Annotated in this window: 14 protein-coding genes; 7 read left to right on the top strand and 7 right to left on the bottom strand. The window is 63.6% G+C overall.

Annotated features, from left to right (window positions below; translation table 11 throughout):
* Positions 1–504 precede the first annotated feature (504 nt).
* Positions 505–1,332: a zinc ribbon domain-containing protein gene (locus tag ACYQ2T_RS16740; RefSeq protein WP_459902006.1), complete on the bottom strand. Its 828-nt coding sequence runs from the start codon at positions 1,330–1,332 to the stop codon at positions 505–507.
* Between the two features lie 188 nt (positions 1,333–1,520).
* Between ACYQ2T_RS16740 and ACYQ2T_RS16735 the strand changes: the two genes are divergently transcribed.
* The 4 genes from ACYQ2T_RS16735 (at position 1,521) to ACYQ2T_RS16720 (ending at position 6,162) form a co-directional block, all read left to right on the top strand.
* The gene (locus ACYQ2T_RS16735; RefSeq protein ID WP_459902005.1) at positions 1,521–2,741 is read left to right on the top strand and encodes a GAK system CofD-like protein; all 1,221 of its coding nucleotides are present in this window, start codon (positions 1,521–1,523) and stop codon (positions 2,739–2,741) included.
* Between the two features lie 354 nt (positions 2,742–3,095).
* Positions 3,096–4,268, top strand: coding sequence for a radical SAM protein (locus ACYQ2T_RS16730; protein ID WP_459902004.1), 1,173 nt, complete (start codon positions 3,096–3,098; stop codon positions 4,266–4,268).
* A gap of 435 nt (positions 4,269–4,703) precedes the next feature.
* Positions 4,704–5,843, top strand: a complete 1,140-nt coding sequence (locus ACYQ2T_RS16725) for a glycosyltransferase family 4 protein (RefSeq protein ID WP_459902003.1) — start codon at positions 4,704–4,706, stop codon at positions 5,841–5,843.
* Between the two features lie 112 nt (positions 5,844–5,955).
* The gene (locus ACYQ2T_RS16720; RefSeq protein WP_459902002.1) at positions 5,956–6,162 is read left to right on the top strand and encodes a hypothetical protein; all 207 of its coding nucleotides are present in this window, start codon (positions 5,956–5,958) and stop codon (positions 6,160–6,162) included.
* Here the strand turns inward: ACYQ2T_RS16720 and ACYQ2T_RS16715 are convergent.
* Positions 6,127–7,746 (bottom strand): PP2C family protein-serine/threonine phosphatase, encoded by a 1,620-nt coding sequence (locus tag ACYQ2T_RS16715; protein ID WP_459902001.1) that lies wholly within the window; start codon positions 7,744–7,746, stop codon positions 6,127–6,129. The two genes, ACYQ2T_RS16720 and ACYQ2T_RS16715, sit on opposite strands and share 36 nt — an antisense overlap.
* Before the next feature lie 309 nt (positions 7,747–8,055).
* Entirely contained in the window at positions 8,056–9,897 is a 1,842-nt protein-coding gene (locus tag ACYQ2T_RS16710; protein ID WP_459902000.1) for a UbiD family decarboxylase, read from the bottom strand.
* A gap of 271 nt (positions 9,898–10,168) precedes the next feature.
* Between ACYQ2T_RS16710 and ACYQ2T_RS16705 the strand changes: the two genes are divergently transcribed.
* Positions 10,169–11,302 carry a M20 family metallopeptidase gene (locus ACYQ2T_RS16705; RefSeq protein ID WP_459901999.1) on the top strand — a complete coding sequence of 378 codons (1,134 nt, stop codon included), beginning with the start codon at positions 10,169–10,171 and terminating at the stop codon, positions 11,300–11,302.
* Between the two features lie 98 nt (positions 11,303–11,400).
* On the opposite strand, the gene ACYQ2T_RS16700 is transcribed toward ACYQ2T_RS16705, so the two are convergent.
* Entirely contained in the window at positions 11,401–11,607 is a 207-nt protein-coding gene (locus ACYQ2T_RS16700; protein WP_404845242.1) for a hypothetical protein, read from the bottom strand.
* 192 nt (positions 11,608–11,799) lie between these two features.
* On the opposite strand from ACYQ2T_RS16700, the gene ACYQ2T_RS16695 reads away from it, so the two are divergent.
* Both ACYQ2T_RS16695 and ACYQ2T_RS16690 read left to right on the top strand, forming a co-directional pair.
* Positions 11,800–12,885 carry an EAL domain-containing protein gene (locus ACYQ2T_RS16695; protein WP_459901998.1) on the top strand — a complete coding sequence of 362 codons (1,086 nt, stop codon included), beginning with the start codon at positions 11,800–11,802 and terminating at the stop codon, positions 12,883–12,885.
* A 109-nt stretch (positions 12,886–12,994) separates the two neighbouring features.
* On the top strand, positions 12,995–14,932 hold the full coding sequence (locus ACYQ2T_RS16690) for a SpoIIE family protein phosphatase (RefSeq protein WP_459901997.1): 1,938 nt from the start codon (positions 12,995–12,997) through the stop codon (positions 14,930–14,932).
* Between the two features lie 111 nt (positions 14,933–15,043).
* Here ACYQ2T_RS16690 and asnB read toward each other — a convergent pair whose 3' ends face one another.
* Genes asnB through ACYQ2T_RS16675 form a run of 3 tightly spaced genes read right to left on the bottom strand, consistent with a single transcriptional unit; the run spans position 15,044 to position 19,110 of the window.
* Positions 15,044–16,921, bottom strand: coding sequence for an asparagine synthase (glutamine-hydrolyzing) (gene asnB / locus ACYQ2T_RS16685; RefSeq protein ID WP_459901996.1), 1,878 nt, complete (start codon positions 16,919–16,921; stop codon positions 15,044–15,046).
* A 46-nt stretch (positions 16,922–16,967) separates the two neighbouring features.
* Entirely contained in the window at positions 16,968–18,116 is a 1,149-nt protein-coding gene (locus ACYQ2T_RS16680) for a DegT/DnrJ/EryC1/StrS family aminotransferase (RefSeq protein ID WP_459901995.1), read from the bottom strand.
* Complete coding sequence (locus ACYQ2T_RS16675) at positions 18,100–19,110, bottom strand: NAD-dependent epimerase/dehydratase family protein (RefSeq protein WP_459901994.1); 1,011 nt, start codon at positions 19,108–19,110, stop codon at positions 18,100–18,102. The genes ACYQ2T_RS16680 and ACYQ2T_RS16675 overlap by 17 nt, the downstream gene beginning before the upstream one ends.
* Between the last annotated feature and the right edge of the window lie 303 nt (positions 19,111–19,413).

Below are 19,413 nucleotides of genomic sequence, written 5' to 3'. Positions count from 1 at the left end.
TGCCCATAACGCGCCTAAATATTTCAGGACATCACAAGCCCATTTTTTCAATCGTGAACGCAGCGCTCAAGTTCTAATCGCCTGAAATATAACATCATTTACGATGCTCATAAAAACGGGAAGCTTTTGCGCCCAATCGTCGCGCGGCCCCGGCTTGCACATCTTTTCACATATTCTGTTGCCGAAATGGAAAAGACTGTCAGCACGGCGACACCGCAGCCCCGCTCTGCCGCATCGGCGAGCCAGCCGCCACCCACACATGCGGGACCTGCCAAGGCGTATACACCGGAATCGCATTGCAATCCAGCAAGCCGTTCATTCTTTGCATACTATTATGGTAATGAACACCATAAAAAGCGCATCTTGCCCCACTTTGCACGGCGCGGCATGGATTTTTGCACCTTCACCTCTCCAGCGCGCGTTCATCCGGCGCGCAAAAAGAGCGCCCTCCCGCACTGTTGCGGGAGGGCTGAATTTCGGCCCGGTTGTGAACTTTGGAACGATCTACGCCGTGTATCCCTCAAGCAGCTTTTTCAGCTCCTTGTCCGCGCAGCGCAGTTCGGGGTCCGGCTCGGGATTTACGATGCGCGCCGGAGCGACCTTGTCGCGAAAGGACAGCCTGCCGTTGTCCACAGGCGCGCGGGAAACCTCAACCCGCGCCACTTCGTGCAGACGCGAAAAGTCAAAGTCCGGTGGTATTTCGCGCACCGCATCGGCGGAGATGAGCACCTCCGTCACGCTGCCGTACACCTGCTCCCCCCACGACGCTGCAAACTGGGCGCCATGGACAAAGCTGAACGCCGCCGGAAAGGAATCCTCATAGGGTGTGGTCATCACGGCATCCACAGTGAACACCCCGGCACTGTCGTGCCCACGCAGCGCCTCGGCGAGGGCGAGGATGATATCCGGCACGCAACTGTCCACGCCGTCGCGCGGGGGGACGCAGCACGCACCCATAAAGGCGAGGCAATTGTACTTGAGCTCCCTGTCGTACCGCATCAGCGCCGTGGCGCAGGAAATGTCAAAAAACGTGATGCCGCGCCGCTTGCGAAGCTCCCGCAGGAAGTAGAACAGCATGTTGTATTCCGCGGTCTTCTTCTCATAGCCCCAATCGCGCAACAGCTGCGCCATGCGGCCAAACCATTTTACTTCCTTTTGGTGCTTGCGCTTGTTGACGGGAATGCCTGTGGCGTCGGCGGCAAGGTTCTTTCGCGGCGAAAGAATCAGCGTTTTCCCGCATCCGCCGGAGCACGACACTTTGGCTCCATTTTCGGGCACAACCTCTGCCTTGAGGCGGTATTTTTTCTGACAGGTGACGCACTGGACAATCATGCTCCCCCCTCCAGCTCGCTCCAATCCCCCACGGACCAGAATTCAGCGCATAATACTACGAAGCGTGGCTTTTTCAAAACAGCCATCGGCCCAAAATGCGCGGCCCGGCGCCGTCTCCGCGCCCGCAACCAGACGCACCCGCATCAACATTCTGGATTTTGGACCATTTTTCCCGTAATCATATGCGAATGAGCGAAACGTCCCCTACGAAGCGCCCCCAGAGCATCCGCATCGCGCGCAAGGCGCAACTGCCGGACCCGGTCAAGCTGGCCCGCTACGAGAAAAGCCCGGAGCTTGGGCCGCGCATTCTCTTTTTTAGCGGAGGTACGGCTCTGCGCGAGTTGTCCAGCACGCTCATCCGCTCCACCTACAACTCCGTGCACCTCATCACGCCCTTTGACTCCGGGGGCAGTTCCGCCAAACTGCGCAAAGCCTTTGCCATGCCCGCCATTGGGGACATCCGCAACCGCCTCATGGCCCTTGCGGACCACTCCCTGCACGGCAATCCGCAAATTTTCGAGCTGTTCGCCTACCGCCTGCCCAAGGCCGACCCCGCGCCGCAGCTGCTGCGCGAGCTGGGGCGCATGAACGCCGGGGAGCACCCCCTTGTGGCGAACATCCCGAACCCCATGCGGAAAATCATCCGGCACTACCTGTCAGTCTTTTTGGAGAAGATGCCCGCATCCTTCGACCTGCGCGGGGCCAGCATCGGGAACATCGTTCTGGCGGCGGGCTATCTGGAAAACCGCCGCCACGTCTCGCCGGTCATCTACATTTTTTCCAAGCTGGTCCGGGTGCGGGGCGAAGTGCACCCCATTCTCAACGCGGACCTGCACCTTGCCGCGCGCCTTGAGGACGGCTCGGTCATCGTGGGGCAGCACAAATTGACGGGCAAGGAAACGCCGCCCCCGCCAAGCCCCATCGCCGAGGTCCACCTCACGGCGTCCCTTGACGACACCGCGCCGGTCAGCGCCGCCATCCCCGACAAGATTCAGGACTTCATCAACACGGCGGAGCTTATCTGCTACCCCATGGGCAGTTTCTATTCCAGCGTCATGGCCAACCTCCTCCCGCAGGGCGTTGGGCGCGCCATCGCCAGCACGGACTGCCCCAAAGTCTTCATCCCCAACCTTGGGGACGACCCGGAAAGCCGTGACATCCCCCTCACGGAGCAAGTCCGGCGGCTTATCATGCAACTGCGGCGCGACACCATGGCCACAACGCCCGTCGCCCGGCTGGTGGGCTTTGTTCTGGTGGATTCCGAGCGCGGCACCTACCCCGGCGGCATCAATATTCGTGAGCTGGAAGCCCTTGGCGTCCGCGTTATCGACACCCCACTTGTCACCGACGCCAGCGCCCCGCTCATCGACGCTGAACGCCTCGCCCCCATCCTGCTTTCCCTGACCTAAACAGCGCATCTGCGACCACGCCTGCGCAGAAGAGCCTTCGCGTATCCCGGCGGCCCGCCCCTGCATGGGCCGCAACGGCGCAACATCCACCGGTCTGCACGGGCAAAGCGTCGCGCGTGTCCTTTGGTCCACGCGCCCAGCCCTTGTCCGGTCTTGGCGCGTCCACGCCGCCCAAGGCATCCCTCAGAGGCCCCTTGCCCGCTCAGGCTCCGGCCTGTGCCGCCCCATGACGCCCCATCACTGCCGCCACCCGCCTGCACCGAACCCAACCACCCCACGCAGCGATTGGACATTTTTTACCAAATATTGCACATACATCATATGAAACCAGATACACACAATCTCACGTGGGACATGACGCACGCATGCAATCTGCAGTGCGCCTACTGCTCCTTCCCGCACACCACGCCTCCGGAGCGCCCCCTGATTCCAACGGAAAAAGTTCAATCCTTTTTGGACGCAACGGGGAAGCAATGGGGCATCTTCATGACAGGCGGTGAACCGCTTTTGTACCCCAATTTTTCCGAAGTCTGCCGCACACTGGCAAAGACGCACCGGCTGACCCTAGACACCAACCTCAGCCTGACGGAACAGGTGCGCGAATTGGCGGACACCGTGCCGCCGGAGCGCGTGCAGGACATTCACGCCTCCCTGCATATTGAAGAGCGCGAGCGCATCGGCGGGACGCAGCAATTCATCGACAACGTGCGCCTACTGCGCAAGCGGGGCTTTCGGGTCAAGGTGAACTACGTGCTGCATCCCACCCTTGTCCGGCGCTACCCGGAGGATGCGCGGTTCTTCAAGCGCCACGGCATTACGCTGGTGCCGCGTCCCTTCAAGGGCGTCCATGATGGACACAAGTACCCCGCCGCCTACAGCTCCGCAGCCAAGCGCATCTTCGCGGGCACGCCGGATGCCGGCAGAAAAATGCTCTTCAACTTCAAGGGCGTGCCCTGCAATGCCGGACGGACGTTCATCCGCATGGAACCGGACGGAACGGTCTACCGCTGCTCCGGCGACATGACCATCATGGGCAACATCCTTGACGACGTCCGCCTGAACGACGCGCCCGAGCCTTGCCGCGTGTCGCGCTGCCCCTGCCGGGGGCTGGATCATGTGGTGCTCAATGACGCGCAGCGCGCCATGGTGGAGGGGCTGCGCTACAGCCTCGTCAACGACACCTCAACGGCCAAAGCCGCCTTCACCCGCGCCCTGCTCCTGAATCCCTCGCTCTCCCCTGCCGCCAACAACCTTGGCGTCATCGAATTTGACCGCCAGAACCTGTCTGAAGCGGAGCGGCACTTTGCCATGGCGCTCAAAAACGAACCGGGCAACCCCACATTCACGGCAAACCTTGCGGCCACCCTTGCCGCCCTTGGCAAACGCGAGCAAGCCATCAGCATCTGCCGCGCCCTGCCGGAATACGGCGCCGGCGCACGCCTGACCAAAACGGCCCGCGCCATTGAGTGCGACGCCCCCTGCCCGCCGCCGCGCATAAGCCTTGCGCTGCACTCCTGCGGCGTGTGACCTGCACTGCAAATTCATGCCGGACAAGGCCTGAACCAAGCCGCCTACGCACAGGTCCGGCCCCGCGCCTGCGCGCCCTGCCGCATCATGACCATGGCGCGCCGTGCGCCCAAGAAAGGGCGACTAGACGCGCTGCACGCATTGGCGTTACAGAAGAAAAAGCGTATGGCATTTTCATATGTTCTGGGCGACGGCGGCCCTGTGCGCAGGACATCCGCCGTCACTTCCCGAGGGCAAACGAGGAGATGCCCTCTCCCGGCATCGGCTCCCCGCGAGGGGAGCGCCCCTGCACCGACAGGTGGAACGGATTCTCGACAACCGCAAGCTCGCTCCCGAGCTTGCCCGCGCCTTCGAGCGCGGCGGCATACCCCGGCCCGCTCCGGCAAATGACCCCGCGCCCGCCCGCGGCAACACAGCGGACACACAGCCACCGTTATGATGCGTCTAGCCTTCTACGCCCCGTTCAAGCCACTGAACCACGCCCGCATCTCCAGCGATGTGACCATCGCCCGCGACGCCATGGAATTCCTTGTCCGCAGTGGACACAGCACCTCGGTCATCTCGCCCCTTGAGACCACTTGGCTCTACTGGAAGCCGTGGCGCTGGCCCGACGCCCTGCTGGAATACATCCTTGCGCGGCGGACGTGCAGTTCGCAGGGCATCCACGCCTGGCTGACCTACCACAGTTTCTACAAATCTCCGGACCTGCTGGGACCGCGTCTGGCCCGCATGGGCCTGCCCTATTTCATCCTCTCCGGCGCCTACGCCGCAGAGCGCAAACGCTCGCCCAAAACCCTGCCCGGCTCTCTCCTGAACCTGCGCGCCCTGAAGGCGGCGGACCATATCTTCGTCAACAAAACGACAGACATGGAGCCGCTCCAGCGCATCCTGCCGCCGGAGCGGTTAACCCAGATTCGTCCCGGCATTCCCGTGCGCCTGTTTCGGCCGGATATGCTGATGCGGCAAAAATATCGACGCCGCTGGGGCGCGCGGGAAAGCGTTGTCGTCACCACGGCGGCGGTGATGCGCCCGGGCGTCAAGGCCGACGGTGTGGAAACCGTCATCCGTGCCTGCGCCGCCCTGCGCGAAAAGGGCAAGGACATCATGCTCATCGTCACTGGCGACGGAAAGGAACGGGACAGGCTGGAACGCCTTGCCGTCAACCTCATGCCCGGCAAGGTGCGCTTTTTGGGCATGATGCCGCGCGCCAAGCTGTACGAGGTCTTTAGCGGCTCGGATATTTTTGCCTTTCCCAGCCGCACCGAGGGACTTGGAATGGTGTATCTGGAGGCGCAAAGCTGCGGGCTGCCCGTGGTCGCCACCGAGACAGCAGCCGCCAAGGAGGTAATCCGCGATGGTGAAACAGGCTGCATTGTCCCGGGCACGGACGAGGCGGCCTTTGGCGCGGCCATCGGTCACCTGGCGGATGACGCGCACCTGCGCTCACGCCTTGGCGCGGCGGCGCGGGAATACGTCCTGAACCACCACGACATCAGCGTCGCCTACGCCATCATGAACGACACCATGCAGGACATTGTGGACCGCCGCGGCCACTCGTGGAGCAAACGCGCCTGAATACAACCCACCTCAAGCGCCCCGCTCTACAAGGAAGCACACGCGGCGCACGCAGGGCCAAGCAAAGACTCCGGTCCCTGATGCCGTCCGCGCGGGAGCCCGCGCGTGGCTTATGGGTGCAGGCTCAGACAATACCCCGGCGCAGGACAGCGCCGAGAAGGTATGCAGGCAGAAGACGTTCACCCGCGAAGGGCTTACATTTTCCTACGGCGGAACACTGTTCAACAGCGCACAGGACCGCCCGCCGTGGCGGACGCAGGAGCCCGGCTGGATCCTCGGCTGGCTACTCGCCCGGATGCTCATCCGGCAACCCGTCTGACTCCGCGTCCGGGCGTTCGGCTGGCTTCTCGGCTAGCGCTCCAGCGGCGCGTACTACCGCCAGCGTCAAGTCGTCCCGGTGCGGGGCGTCGTGGGTAAATTCCTCCACGGCGTCCAGTATGGTTTGCGCCATTTCCGCCGCATTGCGGTGGGCGTTCCGGCGGATTACCTCTCGCAGGCGGGCCTTGCCGAATATCTCCCCATGGGGATTAACCGCCCCCCACAGCCCATGCCCCGTCACAAGCGCCACCTGCCCCGCATCCAGCCGCGCTCCCTCGGCCTCACGGCTCTCGGCGTCCCTCGCCGCCCCAAGAGGCGCGCCGCCGCCCGAAAGTTCGCGGAAAGAGTCTGAGGCGGAGTCATAGAGAAAAGCGGCGCCATGGCCTGTCCCCGCCCACGTCAGTTCACGGTCCGCCTCGCGCACCAGCAGCATAAACAGCCCCCGGACACGTCCGGTGCCGTGCGGATTCTGGGCCGCAAAGGCGTTTAACTCCCGCAGCACATCTGCCAGCGCCCCCGCATGCTCCAGACGCATGCGCGCCACAGCCCGTACCGACGCCATCAGTAGCGCTGCGCCAATGCCGCCACCCGTCACATCGCCCATCACCACGCCAACGCGCGCGTTCTCCCCCGCCCCCACGCGGACAAAGTCGTAATACCCGCCGCCCATTTCGCCATGAAAGCGCCCCATGGCCGCCATATCCAGCCCCGGCACCGAGGGCGGTGCATCGGGAAGCACAGCCTGCTGGACCTCGCGGGCCGTGCACATCCCCTCCACCAGCCGCATCCTGCCCCGCAGTGCCTCAATCATCCTATTGGTGTGCGCGGCAATAACGCCGAACTCGTCATTGGTCATGGCAGGCACCCACACGTCCAAATCGCCCTCGCTCACGCGGGCAAGGGCCTTGGTCTGGTTGCCAAACAGCAGCTTCACATTGCGGGAATACGAAAAGAGAAGATTCAACAGCACCACAAGGAACACGCCCATCACCACGGCAATATCCTTGAGCACCGCGTACGCCATATCCACGGGCGACGCGCCCTCCCCGGCCACATCCGCCAGCCAGACAAGGTCGCCCATAGTCACCAGCAGCAGAATGCAGGTCGCAAGTCCCCCGCCCACCATGGCCACAAAGGCAACGCGCCGCGCCAACGGCGAAAAATGCGCCGGAGCATGCATCAGGCCATAGGTGCGGGTGGCGCTGCGCACTACGCCGCGCTCTCGCGCAAGGGCAAGGTCCAGCGCCGCAAATACCCCAACGGTCAGCATCCCCAGCACCACCTTGGACCCGCTGTAAAGAAACGAGAACCCAAACAGCACAGCGCCGCCAATCCCGGACGCCAGCCCCGCAATGACGTACAAGCCCAAATCCAGCCGAAACTGCCGCAGCGGCCGCAAGCGCACCGCGCTGCCATCCACAACAAGAGGCTCCAGCCACTGCCGCAGGCCTAAACACAACGCCAGTGGAAGACTAATCAGCACCGCCAGCTTCCAAACCGCAAGCCCCTCCAGAAGCGGGCAGACCTTGCCGCTGTACAATGTGATGACAACTGCGGCAAACGCAGAATAAAGAGCCGCTCTCACAGGCACCTCCATGCACAAGACTCGCGCGGGGGAGATATGCATTCAGCATAGCGGCATTTCGGGGCCGTGTACATCACGCCGGAGCCTTCTTTACAGCAGGCGGGATACGGGGCGGTGCCTGCTCCATGATTACGCATCCCTTAACGGCATTTTGCGCGCCGCCCGCGTTCTGCCTCCGCCCCGCACTGGTTGGCATGGAGGGGCATCAGCATCACACCGCGCCGGACTGGCCACCGACACCGTTCAACCACGCCCGTCCCCCATACGAAAAAGCGCCGCGACCCGAATCCGGGCCGCGGCGCTGTGCGTTTAGATGATGCCGTGCAGTGGTCCACCGGGCGCGCCGAGGGCGTCCACCCGCTTTTCCACATCCGGGTCCGGCTCCAGCGGCGGAGCGTGGTAGGTCTTGAGGCGGGCGTCCACAATGAGCGGACCGCGCGTGCCCCAATGCTTGCAGTGCGTGAACTCATGCACGCCGTACATATCCGTGGCCGGGTCGGAACGGGTGAAGGTCACCCACAGGAAGGCGTTCCAGTCCTCCACGGTAAAGCTGCTGTCATCCGCCACGACGATGAGCGGGAAGCCGTCCAGCCCCTCGGCGTGCTCCAGCGCCTCCGCAAGCTCGCGCATGCGCGGGTCGTGCTGGTCGCGCCCCTTGTCGTGGGCCGGTCCCTGCACCACAAGGATACCGGGGGCGAAGACGCGCGGCTCGCTAAAGCCTTCCGGCAGCGGCAGATGCCCGGTCAACTCATAGGCAAGGTCGCGCCGCTTCGGGCCGGTGGCCGCCCAAAGGAGCTTGGAGCCCTGATTCAGGCTGATGCCGGAGTAGTCCAGCGTATCCATGGTGGTTCTGGTGATAAAATGCAGATCGCGGGTAAAGTCCGTGCGCTCCAGCATGTGGCGGAAGAATCCCGGCACGTTGTGCGCAGTCAGGGCGTCGTCGTCCTCGCGCGCGGCAATGAGGCAATACTTGGACAGCGACGTCTGCGTGTTGCCAAGAAGGGACAGCCCGCAGGTCAACAGCTCCTGCGGGATGCGTTCCTCGGCGTAGGGCACGTAGCGCTCACTGCCAATGGCCAGCAGCAGCGGATGCACGCCCGCGGCGTCCACGGCGTGGACCTCGTGCACTCCGGCAAAGACCGATGGCACAAGCTCGGCGGTGAGTTCGTGGATGAACGTGCCGAACATGGTGTCTTCCTGCGGCGGACGACCCACCGTGGTAAACGGCCACACCGCGCCGTCGCGGTGGTAGACCTTCTCCACATGCAGGACGGGAAAATCGTGCTTTAAGCTGTAGTAGCCAAGGTGGTCGCCAAAGGGCCCCTCCGGCTTTTGGTGCGTGGAGTACACCTTGCCGCAGATGCAGAAATCCGCTTCGGCGAGGATGGGCAGCTCCTTGCCCCGGCGCACCATGCGCATGCGCTGCCCACCCAGCACGCCAGCAAACAACAGCTCCGCAATGCCTTCGGGCAGGGGCATGATGGCCGCAAGGGTCATGGCAGGCGGGCCGCCGACAAAGACGTTGACGTCCAGCGGCTCGCGGCGGTCGATGGCTTCGGCGTGGTGGTGGCCGATGCCGCGGTGGATCTGGTAGTGCAGGCCCACTTCCTGATCCTTTTCAAAGTCGTTGCCCGTGAGCTGTACGCGGTACATGCCAAGGTTGGAGCGCGCGTAGCCCGGCTTCTTGGGGCTTTCGGTATAGACCTGCGGCAGGGTGACGTAGGCGCCGCCGTCCATAGGCCACGACTTCAGGTGCGGCAACTCGCTGATGGTGGTGGTGTTGGCGAGGACAGACCCCTCCTGCACCGTACGGGGCATGGAGTTCCACATGGCGCGGGGCGCGCCAAGGTACTGCCACGGCCGCTTCAACGCGGCAAAAGGGTCCACCTTGAGCTTAAGAAGGCGCTCAACGGTGTCCAAGGTGTCGCGAAAGATGTAGCGGACGCGGTCCAACGTGCCAAAGACGTTGGCCGCCATGGGGAACGTGGTTCCCTTGACGTTGGTAAACAGGAGCGCTGGACCTCCGGCTTCAAACACCCGGCGCTGCACCGCTCCGATTTCGATGGACGGATCCATCTGGGTATCGATGCGGACCAGTTCGCCACGCGCCTCAAGGTCGCTCAGACAATCCTGCAAATTCGTGTAGCCCATTCTATCCCCGTTTCAAGGTTTGCTCGGTGTAACCTGTGCCGCAATTCTTTGCCCCAAGGGGGCCCTGTTTGGCAAGTGACTGGTATCCTTTTGTCTTGAAAGAATGTCAAAACCGTCCGCAAAGCGACAATACTGCCGTTTCAGGCATTTGCAGGGCCTGCGCAAAAGGGCTATTCGTGAAGGCCTTGGCCGGCCCCAAACCATCGCTCACCACAACCTGCGCCCCTCCCACACAGCGGGACACCACGACGCAGCAACAAGGCGCACAAGCATGCAACTTTCCGACGACGTGCAACACATCCTCGACCTCACCCAAGACCTCATGCGCATTCCGTCCACGGCGGCGCACCCGGAGGCCATCACGGCCTGCGCCGACGCCATTGCGGAATACATCAGCGCCCTTGGTGTGCGGCCGGAGCGTTTTTCCTTCAACGGCGTGCCCTGCGTCGCCGCCCTGCCGAAGGAGCGCTACGCCCCGGTGCTGCTCATGGCCCACTTTGACGTCGTCGCGGCCGACAGCGAGGAGCAGTTCACTCCCGTCATCAAGGACGGCAACCTCTACGGCCGCGGCAGCATTGACGACAAATACGCCGTCGCCATGTCCCTGACGCTGTTCAAAAAACATCTGGAAGCCATCCGCTCCGCCGGAGGCAGCCTTGCGGACATGCCCTTCGGCCTCTTGTTTACCGGCGACGAGGAGCGCGGCGGGCACGACGGCGCGGGCAAGGTTCTGCGCCGCATCTCCACGGATTTCAGCATTGCCATCGACGGCGGCGCGCCGCAGCGTGTGGTCACCAAAGGCAAGGGCATTCTTGATGTGCGCCTGACCACCCACGGAACCGCCGCCCACGGCGCGCGCCCGTGGCTGGGCGAAAGCGCCTTTGACCTGTTGGTGGAGGACTACGCGGCCCTGAAGGCGCTCTTCCCCATGGGGGACGACGACGCCCACTGGCACCGCACCATGAACTTCGGCATCGTCCGCGCGGGCAAGGACGCCGCCAACAAGGTCCCCGGCACAGCAGAAGCCATCATCGACATCCGCTACACCGAGCATGACGATGTGGACGACCTGCTGGCCCAAATGGACGCCGCCACCCACGGCACCATTGAAGTGCTGGCGCGCGAGCCCATGTTCTACGCGGGCGCGTCCCCCTATCTGGACCTGCTTCGTGCGCAGAACCCCGGCCTTGAGGCCGAATTCGCCCACGGCGCAAGCGACGCCCGCTTCCTGACGGACAGCGGCGTCCCCGCCGTTATATGGGGCGCGCAGGGCGAGATGAGCCAGCACGGCCCCAATGAACACCTGTGCCTCGACTCCCTGCAGGACCTCACGGACCGGCTGGACGCCTTCCTGTCCGAAGCGGCCTCCGTTGCCGCAACGGCGCAGGAAAGCGCCAAGGCGTAAACACCGCCAGCGCCCATACCAGCACACTCCGGCGTCGCCTGCGCTTTGGCGCGTGGGCGGCGCCGTGTGTTTTCAGGGCCGCCAGGCAGGGGGCGAGGCTACTGCTGGCCGGCGATGGCGAGTTCCATATCCACCATTTCCTGCCCACGTTCAAAGGCGCGGTCCTCAGTGGCGCCGGCGGCTTTGACGTGCTTCACCTCTTCGCCCTCGGGATTGAGCAGAACCATTGCGAATTCCGAGCACAATTCACCGTCCGGCGTCAGGCGGATGGTCCAGCCCTTGTAGTCGCGTTCGAGCTTTTGCATGGCGCTTCTCCCTGTTTTACTGTCTTGTTTCCTCTTGAATATTGGCGCGATGCTACCACGCCAGCCCCGGCATGCAAAGTGGCCCGGACTGCCGCGTGGGCACCCATCCGCATTGCCCAGTCTGGACGGAAAAGTGCAATTCCGATAGTCATAATACTATTGAGCACGAACCAGACGCGCAAGGAGCCACGCATGCCCCATCAGGACCAAGAACACGGCACATGCAGCCGCTGTGAAACGCTTCCTTCCCCCCTGCCCGAGCGCGGCGTGCTGTATATTGTCCCGCCCATTTCGCACACCGGGCAGGTGATTGAGAGCTTTCTCACCTCGTTGGGCTTTCGCTATGAACAGCCCCTGCCCAACATCTACGTCATTTCCTTCCACAAGAACGACCTCAAGAACCTGTGCTCAAAATATTTCTGCACCCTCAGCTTTGCGGAACAGGAAGACACCAAGTGCCTTATCCTTGGCGAAGAGGACGAATTCACGGTCTATCATCTCACAGAGATGGAGCCGCTGTCGGTGCTGACCTCGCGCATTCAGGGGGAGTGGCTTATTGACCTGCTTCAGGCGGACAAGCTGGTCACCCACTTCCAGCCCATCGTCTCCTGCGCCGACCCTGCCGAGGTTTTCGGGTACGAGTGCCTGCTGCGGGGCGAAGGCAAAGACGGCCTCATCATGCCCGGCGAGATGTTCTCCATCGCCAGTGCGGCGGACCTTATGTTCAACCTCGACCGCGCGGCGCGCCTTGCCTCGGTACGCGGGGCAGCCATGGCGGGCATTACCGGCAATATCTTCATCAACTTCATCCCCACCGCCATCTACGCGCCGGAATTCTGCCTGCAAACCACCTTTGCCGCCATCAACAAATACAACCTGCGTCCGGAGCAGATTACCTTTGAGGTGGTGGAGTCCGAACAGGTCAAGGACACCAAGCACCTTGTCAAAATTCTCTCCTTTTACAAGGAGCGCGGCTTTGGCGTGGCCCTTGACGACATCGGCGCGGGATACAGCTCGCTGAATCTTCTGGCGCAGCTGCAACCGGACTACATCAAGCTGGACCTTGAACTCGTGCGCGACGTGCACGCCGACCCGTACAAGGCCGTTATCACCAAGAATCTTCTGGACCTTGCGGCCAAGCTCAAGGTGCGCATCATTGCCGAGGGCGTGGAATCGCGCGAGGAGTGGCTGTGGCTGAGGGACAACGGCGCAGACCTTGTGCAGGGCTACCTTTTTGCCCGGCCAGACGCCACGCCGCCGCGCCCCATTCTCCCCTAAGCGCTCGCCGGGCCAGCTGGCCCACAGCACAACACGCGCCCCTTGCGCGCCACAGGGCGCAGTGTGGTATACTCCCTTGACGATTCGTCTTCGTCCATAAGGAGCCACTATGTCTCAGCCGCAAACGCCCACCGCCCCCAGCCTCACCCTCGGCCTGCTCCAGCAGGCCCTTGACAGCCTTGAGGACGCCTTTGTCCTTGTAGGGGCCAACGGGCAGGGCATCTGGTGCAATGCGGCCTTTGCCGCCCTGACGCAGCAGGCGCAGAGCGACATTGTCCGGCGCGACATTGCCAGACTGCTGCCCATGCGCAAGGACGCCGCCGTCCTCCCCCGCGCGGCGCACCCCCTCTCCGCCCTGCTTGAAGGCAAAACCGCCACGCGCGAGGTGGTGAACCTCACCACGCCGTCGGGCATTGTTACGGTGGAGGTCACGGGCTCGCGCCTTATGACCGAACACGGCCCAGTTATCATGCTGGGCATCCGCGACCTGCCGGACCAATTCGATTTTGAGCAGTTTCAGCTGTACCAGACCGCCCTTATCACCGCGCCCTACTCCATCATCATCACGGACGCGGATATGCGCATCATCTGGGTGAACCCCATGTTTACGGAGACCACAGGCTACGGGCTAGACGAGGTCTTTGGCACGGGGGGCAAGGTGCTGCGCTCCCCCGAGCATGACGAAGAATTTTACCAAGGCATCCTGAGCACCATCCGCTCCGGCGGCACATGGACGGGGGAGATAGCCTCACGCCGCAAGGACGGCGGCATCTACCACGAGGAGCAAACCATCGTCCCCATGACCAACGCGCTGGGCGAGCCGTCGCACTACATCATCATGCGCCGGAACATCACCCGGCAAAAGCTCATCGAGATGGGCCTGACAGAACGTGAAGAGCGCTACAGCGCGCTGTTTCGCCACAGCAATGACGGCATCATCATCCACACTCCCGAGGGCGAGATTCTGGACGTGAACGTCAAGGCGCAAGACATGTTCGGCTACAGCCGGCAGGAGATGATCCGCCAGCACGTCACTTTTCTGAGTACGAACGAGACGAAGCACGAAGGGAAAAACGCCGTCAAGCACGTGGCGCGCGAGGGAAGCACACACTTTGAGACCCAACTGCGCCGCAAGGACGGCACAACCTTCTGGGCGGAGATAACCGCCAACATCATTGAATATCCCAGCCGTCAGGTGGTGCAGGGCATCATCCGCGACGTCACCCACAGCCGCCTCATTGAAAACGACCTGCGCCACAAGCAGGCGCGGCTGGAGGAAGACCTGCGGGCCGCGGCGGAAATCCAAAAAAGCCTCATCCCGCCAGCGCCGCCGCAGACGCCGTTTTTTGACATCCACTGGAACTTTATGCCCAGCGAACACATCGGCGGCGACATTTTCGACATTGTGCAGCTGGACGACGAGCACTACGCCTTTTACGTGCTGGACGTCAGCGGGCACGGCGTCCCCGCCGCGCTGGTGGCGGTTTCCGTCTCGCAGGTGCTGGAGCCGCAGTACCTTGCCCGGCGCAAGCCCCCGCCCCAACGCGGGTGGGAGATTCTGCCCCCGGCCATCGTCATGGACTTTCTGGACCGGCAATTCCCCATGGCGCGCTTTGGCAACCGGTTCTTCACCATCCTCTACATGGTGCTCAACATCCGCACAGGCACCCTGCGCTATTCTGTCGCCGGGCACCCGCCCCCTATTGTACTGCGCGCCGACGGCAGCACCGCCCTGCTGGACAAGGGCGGCCCGCTCATCGGCCTCAGCGGCGCGTTGCCCTTTACCGAGGGCGAAATTACCCTCGCCGCGGGGGACCGCATCGCCATGTACTCCGATGGCATCACCGAGCACCAAAACGCCGAGCAGGACTTCTACGAGATGGAACGCTTCACGCAGGCGCTCACCGCCCACCGCGACGCGCCCTTGCCGGAAATGGTGGAGCATGTGGTGCAGGACGTTATGGCCTTTGGCAACGGCGTCCCCCCACGCGACGACGTCACCCTTGTTCTGTTGGATTACAACGGCTCGGAGGAGAGCACGCCCTAGCGGCGCAGACCTCACGGACGCGCCCCAAAGCCATGACAGAGAGGGAAACAGAGAAAAGCGCTGTACAGAAGGACACCAGGCCAGACGCAGGACGCGCCGCCCGGTCTGCGCCTAGGGCAAATAGGTCCGCAGCCACCACTCAAAGCTGAGCAGCGACCAAATAAACAGGCGCCGGTTCGTGCGTCCGTCCAGATGCTCCTCCACCAGCGCGCGCACCGCCGCCGGGTCCATATAGTCATAAATGCGGGCGTCGCGGCCAAGGAGCGTACGGCGCACGTACTCAAGGCTCTCGCCCTTAAACCACGCCTCGTCCGGGCCGGAGAAGCCGCGCTTCACCCCGCCTGCAATCTCCTGCGGCACCAGCTTGGCCATCATCTTGCGCAGCAGCAGCTTGCCGTCGCGGGTTTTGGCGTAAAAGCGGCGGAGCTTGCCGGGTTCATTTTCGTTGATGCGCACCACCTCGCCCAGATTGCCCAGCTTCATGGACACGGGCAAACGCATGGCAAAGTCCACAAGGTCGTTATCCAAAAACGGCACCCGCATTTCCAGCCCGTGCGCCATCGTCAACTTGTCCTCCACCACCAAAAGCCCATGCAAAAAGGTCCGCGCCTCAAAGTACAGCGAGCTGTTTACGTACTCCTCCGGCGACAGAAGACGCGGCGGACGGCGGCCGAAAACATCGCGGAAGATATCGCGCGTCCACACGTGGGAGACATCCTTCCAGATGGGGGCGAACACGCTCTGGATGGCGCGGTTTGGAATGAGGCGCTGCCAAAAGAGGTAATACTTGTCCACGTACGCCTCAAAGTCGTGGTTCACCACGGCGCGGTAATAGCGCCACGGATACCCGCCAAAGAGTTCATCCCCGCCCGTGCCGGAGAGGACCACCTTCACGAACTTTCCGGCCAGCTGCGCCACGTAGTAGTTCGGATAGCTCTGCCCCACGCGCGGCTCCTCGATGGCGGCGGCCAGCCGGGGCATGACGCGCTCCATGTCGCCCGCCTTGAGAACCATCTCGTAGTGCTCGGTCTGAAAGAGGTAGGACATCAGCTCCGAGAGTTCGCGCTCGTCGTAGCCAAATTCCAGCCCGGACGCCGAGTGCATGTCGAACCCGCAGGTGAAGGTGCGCATCTCCTGCAAACGCGGCGAGGCCACGGCGGTAATGGCGCCGGAGTCCATCCCCCCGGACAGGTAGCCGCCAACGGGCACATCGCTCACCAGCTGGCGCGTCACCGCCTGCGCAAAAAGACGCTCCAGCTCCTCCAAATACTCGCCCTCGTCCGCCGGGACGTCCGGCTCGCGGAAGTCGTAGTCCCAGTACGCCACGGGCGACAGCGCCGCGCCGGGGCGGCGCACGTCCACCACCGCGTACGAACCGGGCGGAAACAGACGCACACCGTCAAAAAACGTCCGGTCCGTGAACATATTCTGAAAAGTAAAATACTCCAGCAGGCATTCGGTATCGAGGCGCGGCGAGAAGGCGGGATGCCGGAGCATGGCCTTCTGCTCCGAGGCAAACAGAAAAGTGCCCCCGGCCATGGTCCAGTACAGGGGCTTGATGCCGTACCTATCGCGCGCCAACAGCAGCCGCCGCGTCCGGCTATCCCACAGCGCCAAGGCAAACATGCCGTTCAAGCGGCTGAGCGCCTGCGGCCCGCCTTGCGAGAGCAAATGCAGCACCACTTCGGTATCCGACTGCGACACAAAGGTCGCGCCCTGCCGCTCCAACTCGGCGCGCAGTTCACGGTAGTTGTACACTTCGCCGTTGTAGACAAGGGTAAACCGCCCGTCCGGCGTGGTCATGGGCTGGCGTCCGGCGGGGGTCAGGTCAAGGATGGCCAGCCGCCTGTGCCCCAGCCCGGCGTCGCCATCAATGAAGACGCCCCGCCCGTCCGGCCCCCGATGAGCAAGGGCGTCCGTCATACGCCTGAGCACATCCGGCACCACGGGCGCGCCGCGAAAATCCACCATACCGCAGATGCCGCACATCAGCGCGTCCCCCGCCCATCGCGCGCCACACTGGCCGCGGATACGCTCATGCGGACGCCGCCCCGGCCGCGCAGGCATCCAGCGCGCGGCGCAACTCGCGCACCACGCGGTCCTGCTGGGCCTCGGTCATACCCGGGAACAGCGGCAAGGCGAGGCAGGTGGCAAAAGCGCGGGCGCTGCCGCGCATCTCGCCATGAAAGCGCACCCGGTCCGTCCCGCGAAACACCGGCTCCATATGCAGGGCGTAGGTACCAATCTGCGCCTCCACCCCGCGTGCGCGCAGGCGGTCCATCACCGCGTCGCGCCGCTCCACACACACCGCGAAGGTCTGCCAGCCGTGGCGGCCACCGGGCGTCACCGTCGGCAGCGTGACCCCCTGCATCTCAGCAAGCACGGTGGTGTAGCGCTCGGCCAGCTGGCGGCGCTGGGCCAAGAGTTCATCCAGCACATCCATCTGCGCCACGCCCATGGCCGACAGCACGTCGGACAGCTTCAAATTCGTCCCGTCACGGACAAAGGCCGGGCGCGGACTACCCGCCACGGCCTCCATGCCAAAATGCTTAGCGGAGCGCAGGGCCGCGGCCAGTGCGCCGTCCTGCGTGATAATCATGCCGCCCTCGCCCGTGGTCAGCGTCTTGCGCGGGTGCATGCTGAACACGGCAACGTCGGCATCCAGCCCGGCGTGGCGGTCGTTCCACATGGCTCCAAGACTGCACGCCGCGTCCTCAATAACGGCGAGGCCCCGCTCCCGCGCGGCGGCCAGCCACGCCCCGTCCAGCGGATTGCCAAAAAGCGACACCGGAATCACGGCGCGGGTCCGCTCCCCGGCGGCGTCCCACAGGGCCTGCGGCTCCATGAGCATGGTCCGGGGCGACACATCCACCACCGTCACCGTCGCGCCAAGGGACAGCGCGGCCAGCGCCGTGGCCGGATAGGTGTAATCCGGCACGATGACATCATCGCCCGCGCCAATGCCCATGCACCGTAGCGCAAGCTCCAGCCCCGTGGTGCAGGACGTAACGGCCACGGCCTCACGCGCGCCCGTAAACCGCGCCCACTTCTCCTCCAGCTCGCGCGTGACGGCGCCTTCGGTCAAAAATCCGCTTTCAAGGACGGCCATCACGCGTTCCCGCGCGGCCTGCGTAATGGCCGGGCGCGTCAGGGGGATGCGCTCGGTGTCATTGAAGTCCCGCATCGCGCCGCCTCCTTTCCACGTCCTGCATATGCGCCGCCCGCCAGCTGACCAGTTGCCTCAGCCCATCCGCCAGCCCCACACCGGCGCGGAAGCCAAGCTCCTTGGCCGCGCGCTCGGGGCAGCCCACCCGGTTCTTCACAAAGGTCTGCCCGCCGGGCAAATACTCAATGGCCGCGTCCACACCCACCACATCCACAATGCGCTCCGCCAGTTCGCGGATGGATGTTTTGATGCCCGTACCCACGTTGTAGAAGCGGTCCGTGGCCTCGGCCTTCATGGCGGCCACATTGGCCCGTGCGCAGTCCTCCACGTACACAAAATCGTAGGACTGCGCGCCGTCGCCATACACCTGCGGCGGCTCGCCTCTATCCAGACGGTCCAGAATCTTCATAATCACGGCGATGTACGCGCCATGATAGTCCTGACGCGGACCATAGACATTCATGTAGCGCAGGCCCACATAGTCAAAATGCTGGGCCGTGCCGTGGTAGCGGTGGTGCAGGGCGCGGCACATGTGCTCGCCCGCAATCTTGGTCGCGCCGTAGAAATTTGTATTGTTGTAGGGATGGTCCTCGGTCATGGGTTCAGCCACGGCGTCGCCGTACACCGAGGCGGACGAGGAGTAGACCAGCCGCTTCACGCCGCGCTCCAACATGGCCTCCAGCACGTTGAAGGTGCCGCCGATGTTCACCTCAAAGGCGGAGCGCGGATAATCCTGACAGTGCAGCAGCCACAGGGCCGCAAGGTGGAACACGCCGTCTATGCCCTGCATGGCGGCGGACAGCACATCACGCTGGAGCAGCTCGCCCCCCACCTCAAAAACCTTCACCCGCGGGTCCCGCAGCGCGTCGCGCAGGTTCTCCTCACTGCCACGCGAGAAGTTGTCGAACACCCGGACCTCCGCCACGTCCTCCCGCGTCAGCAGGTCCACAACGTGCGAGCCGATGAATCCCCCACCACCAATGACCAGAAGCCGTTTGCCGCGAATATCCATAACCAACCGTCCTCACAGTAGGATTGCAGGAGAGAGTGGGCAAACGATACCACAACCACACGGCAAGGGGAACTCATACGCAAAAAAAGTACATCCACTGCGGCACGTTACGCGGCGGCGCAGGCGCGTTCCATCACGCATCCGCCGCCCACGCGTGCCTGCCCCACAAGCGGCGTACAGCATGCCGCGCAGACACCAACACGCCGTCACTCCAGCGGCGCTCCGCGACAACACCCGTCCCAATAGCACAAAACAAGGCCCGGAGGATTGCTCCTCCGGGCCTGTCATGCGGGTGGGGCTTGC

It is taken from the genome of Desulfobaculum senezii, assembly GCF_054657395.1.
This window is presented reverse-complemented; position numbering and strand designations above follow the sequence as displayed.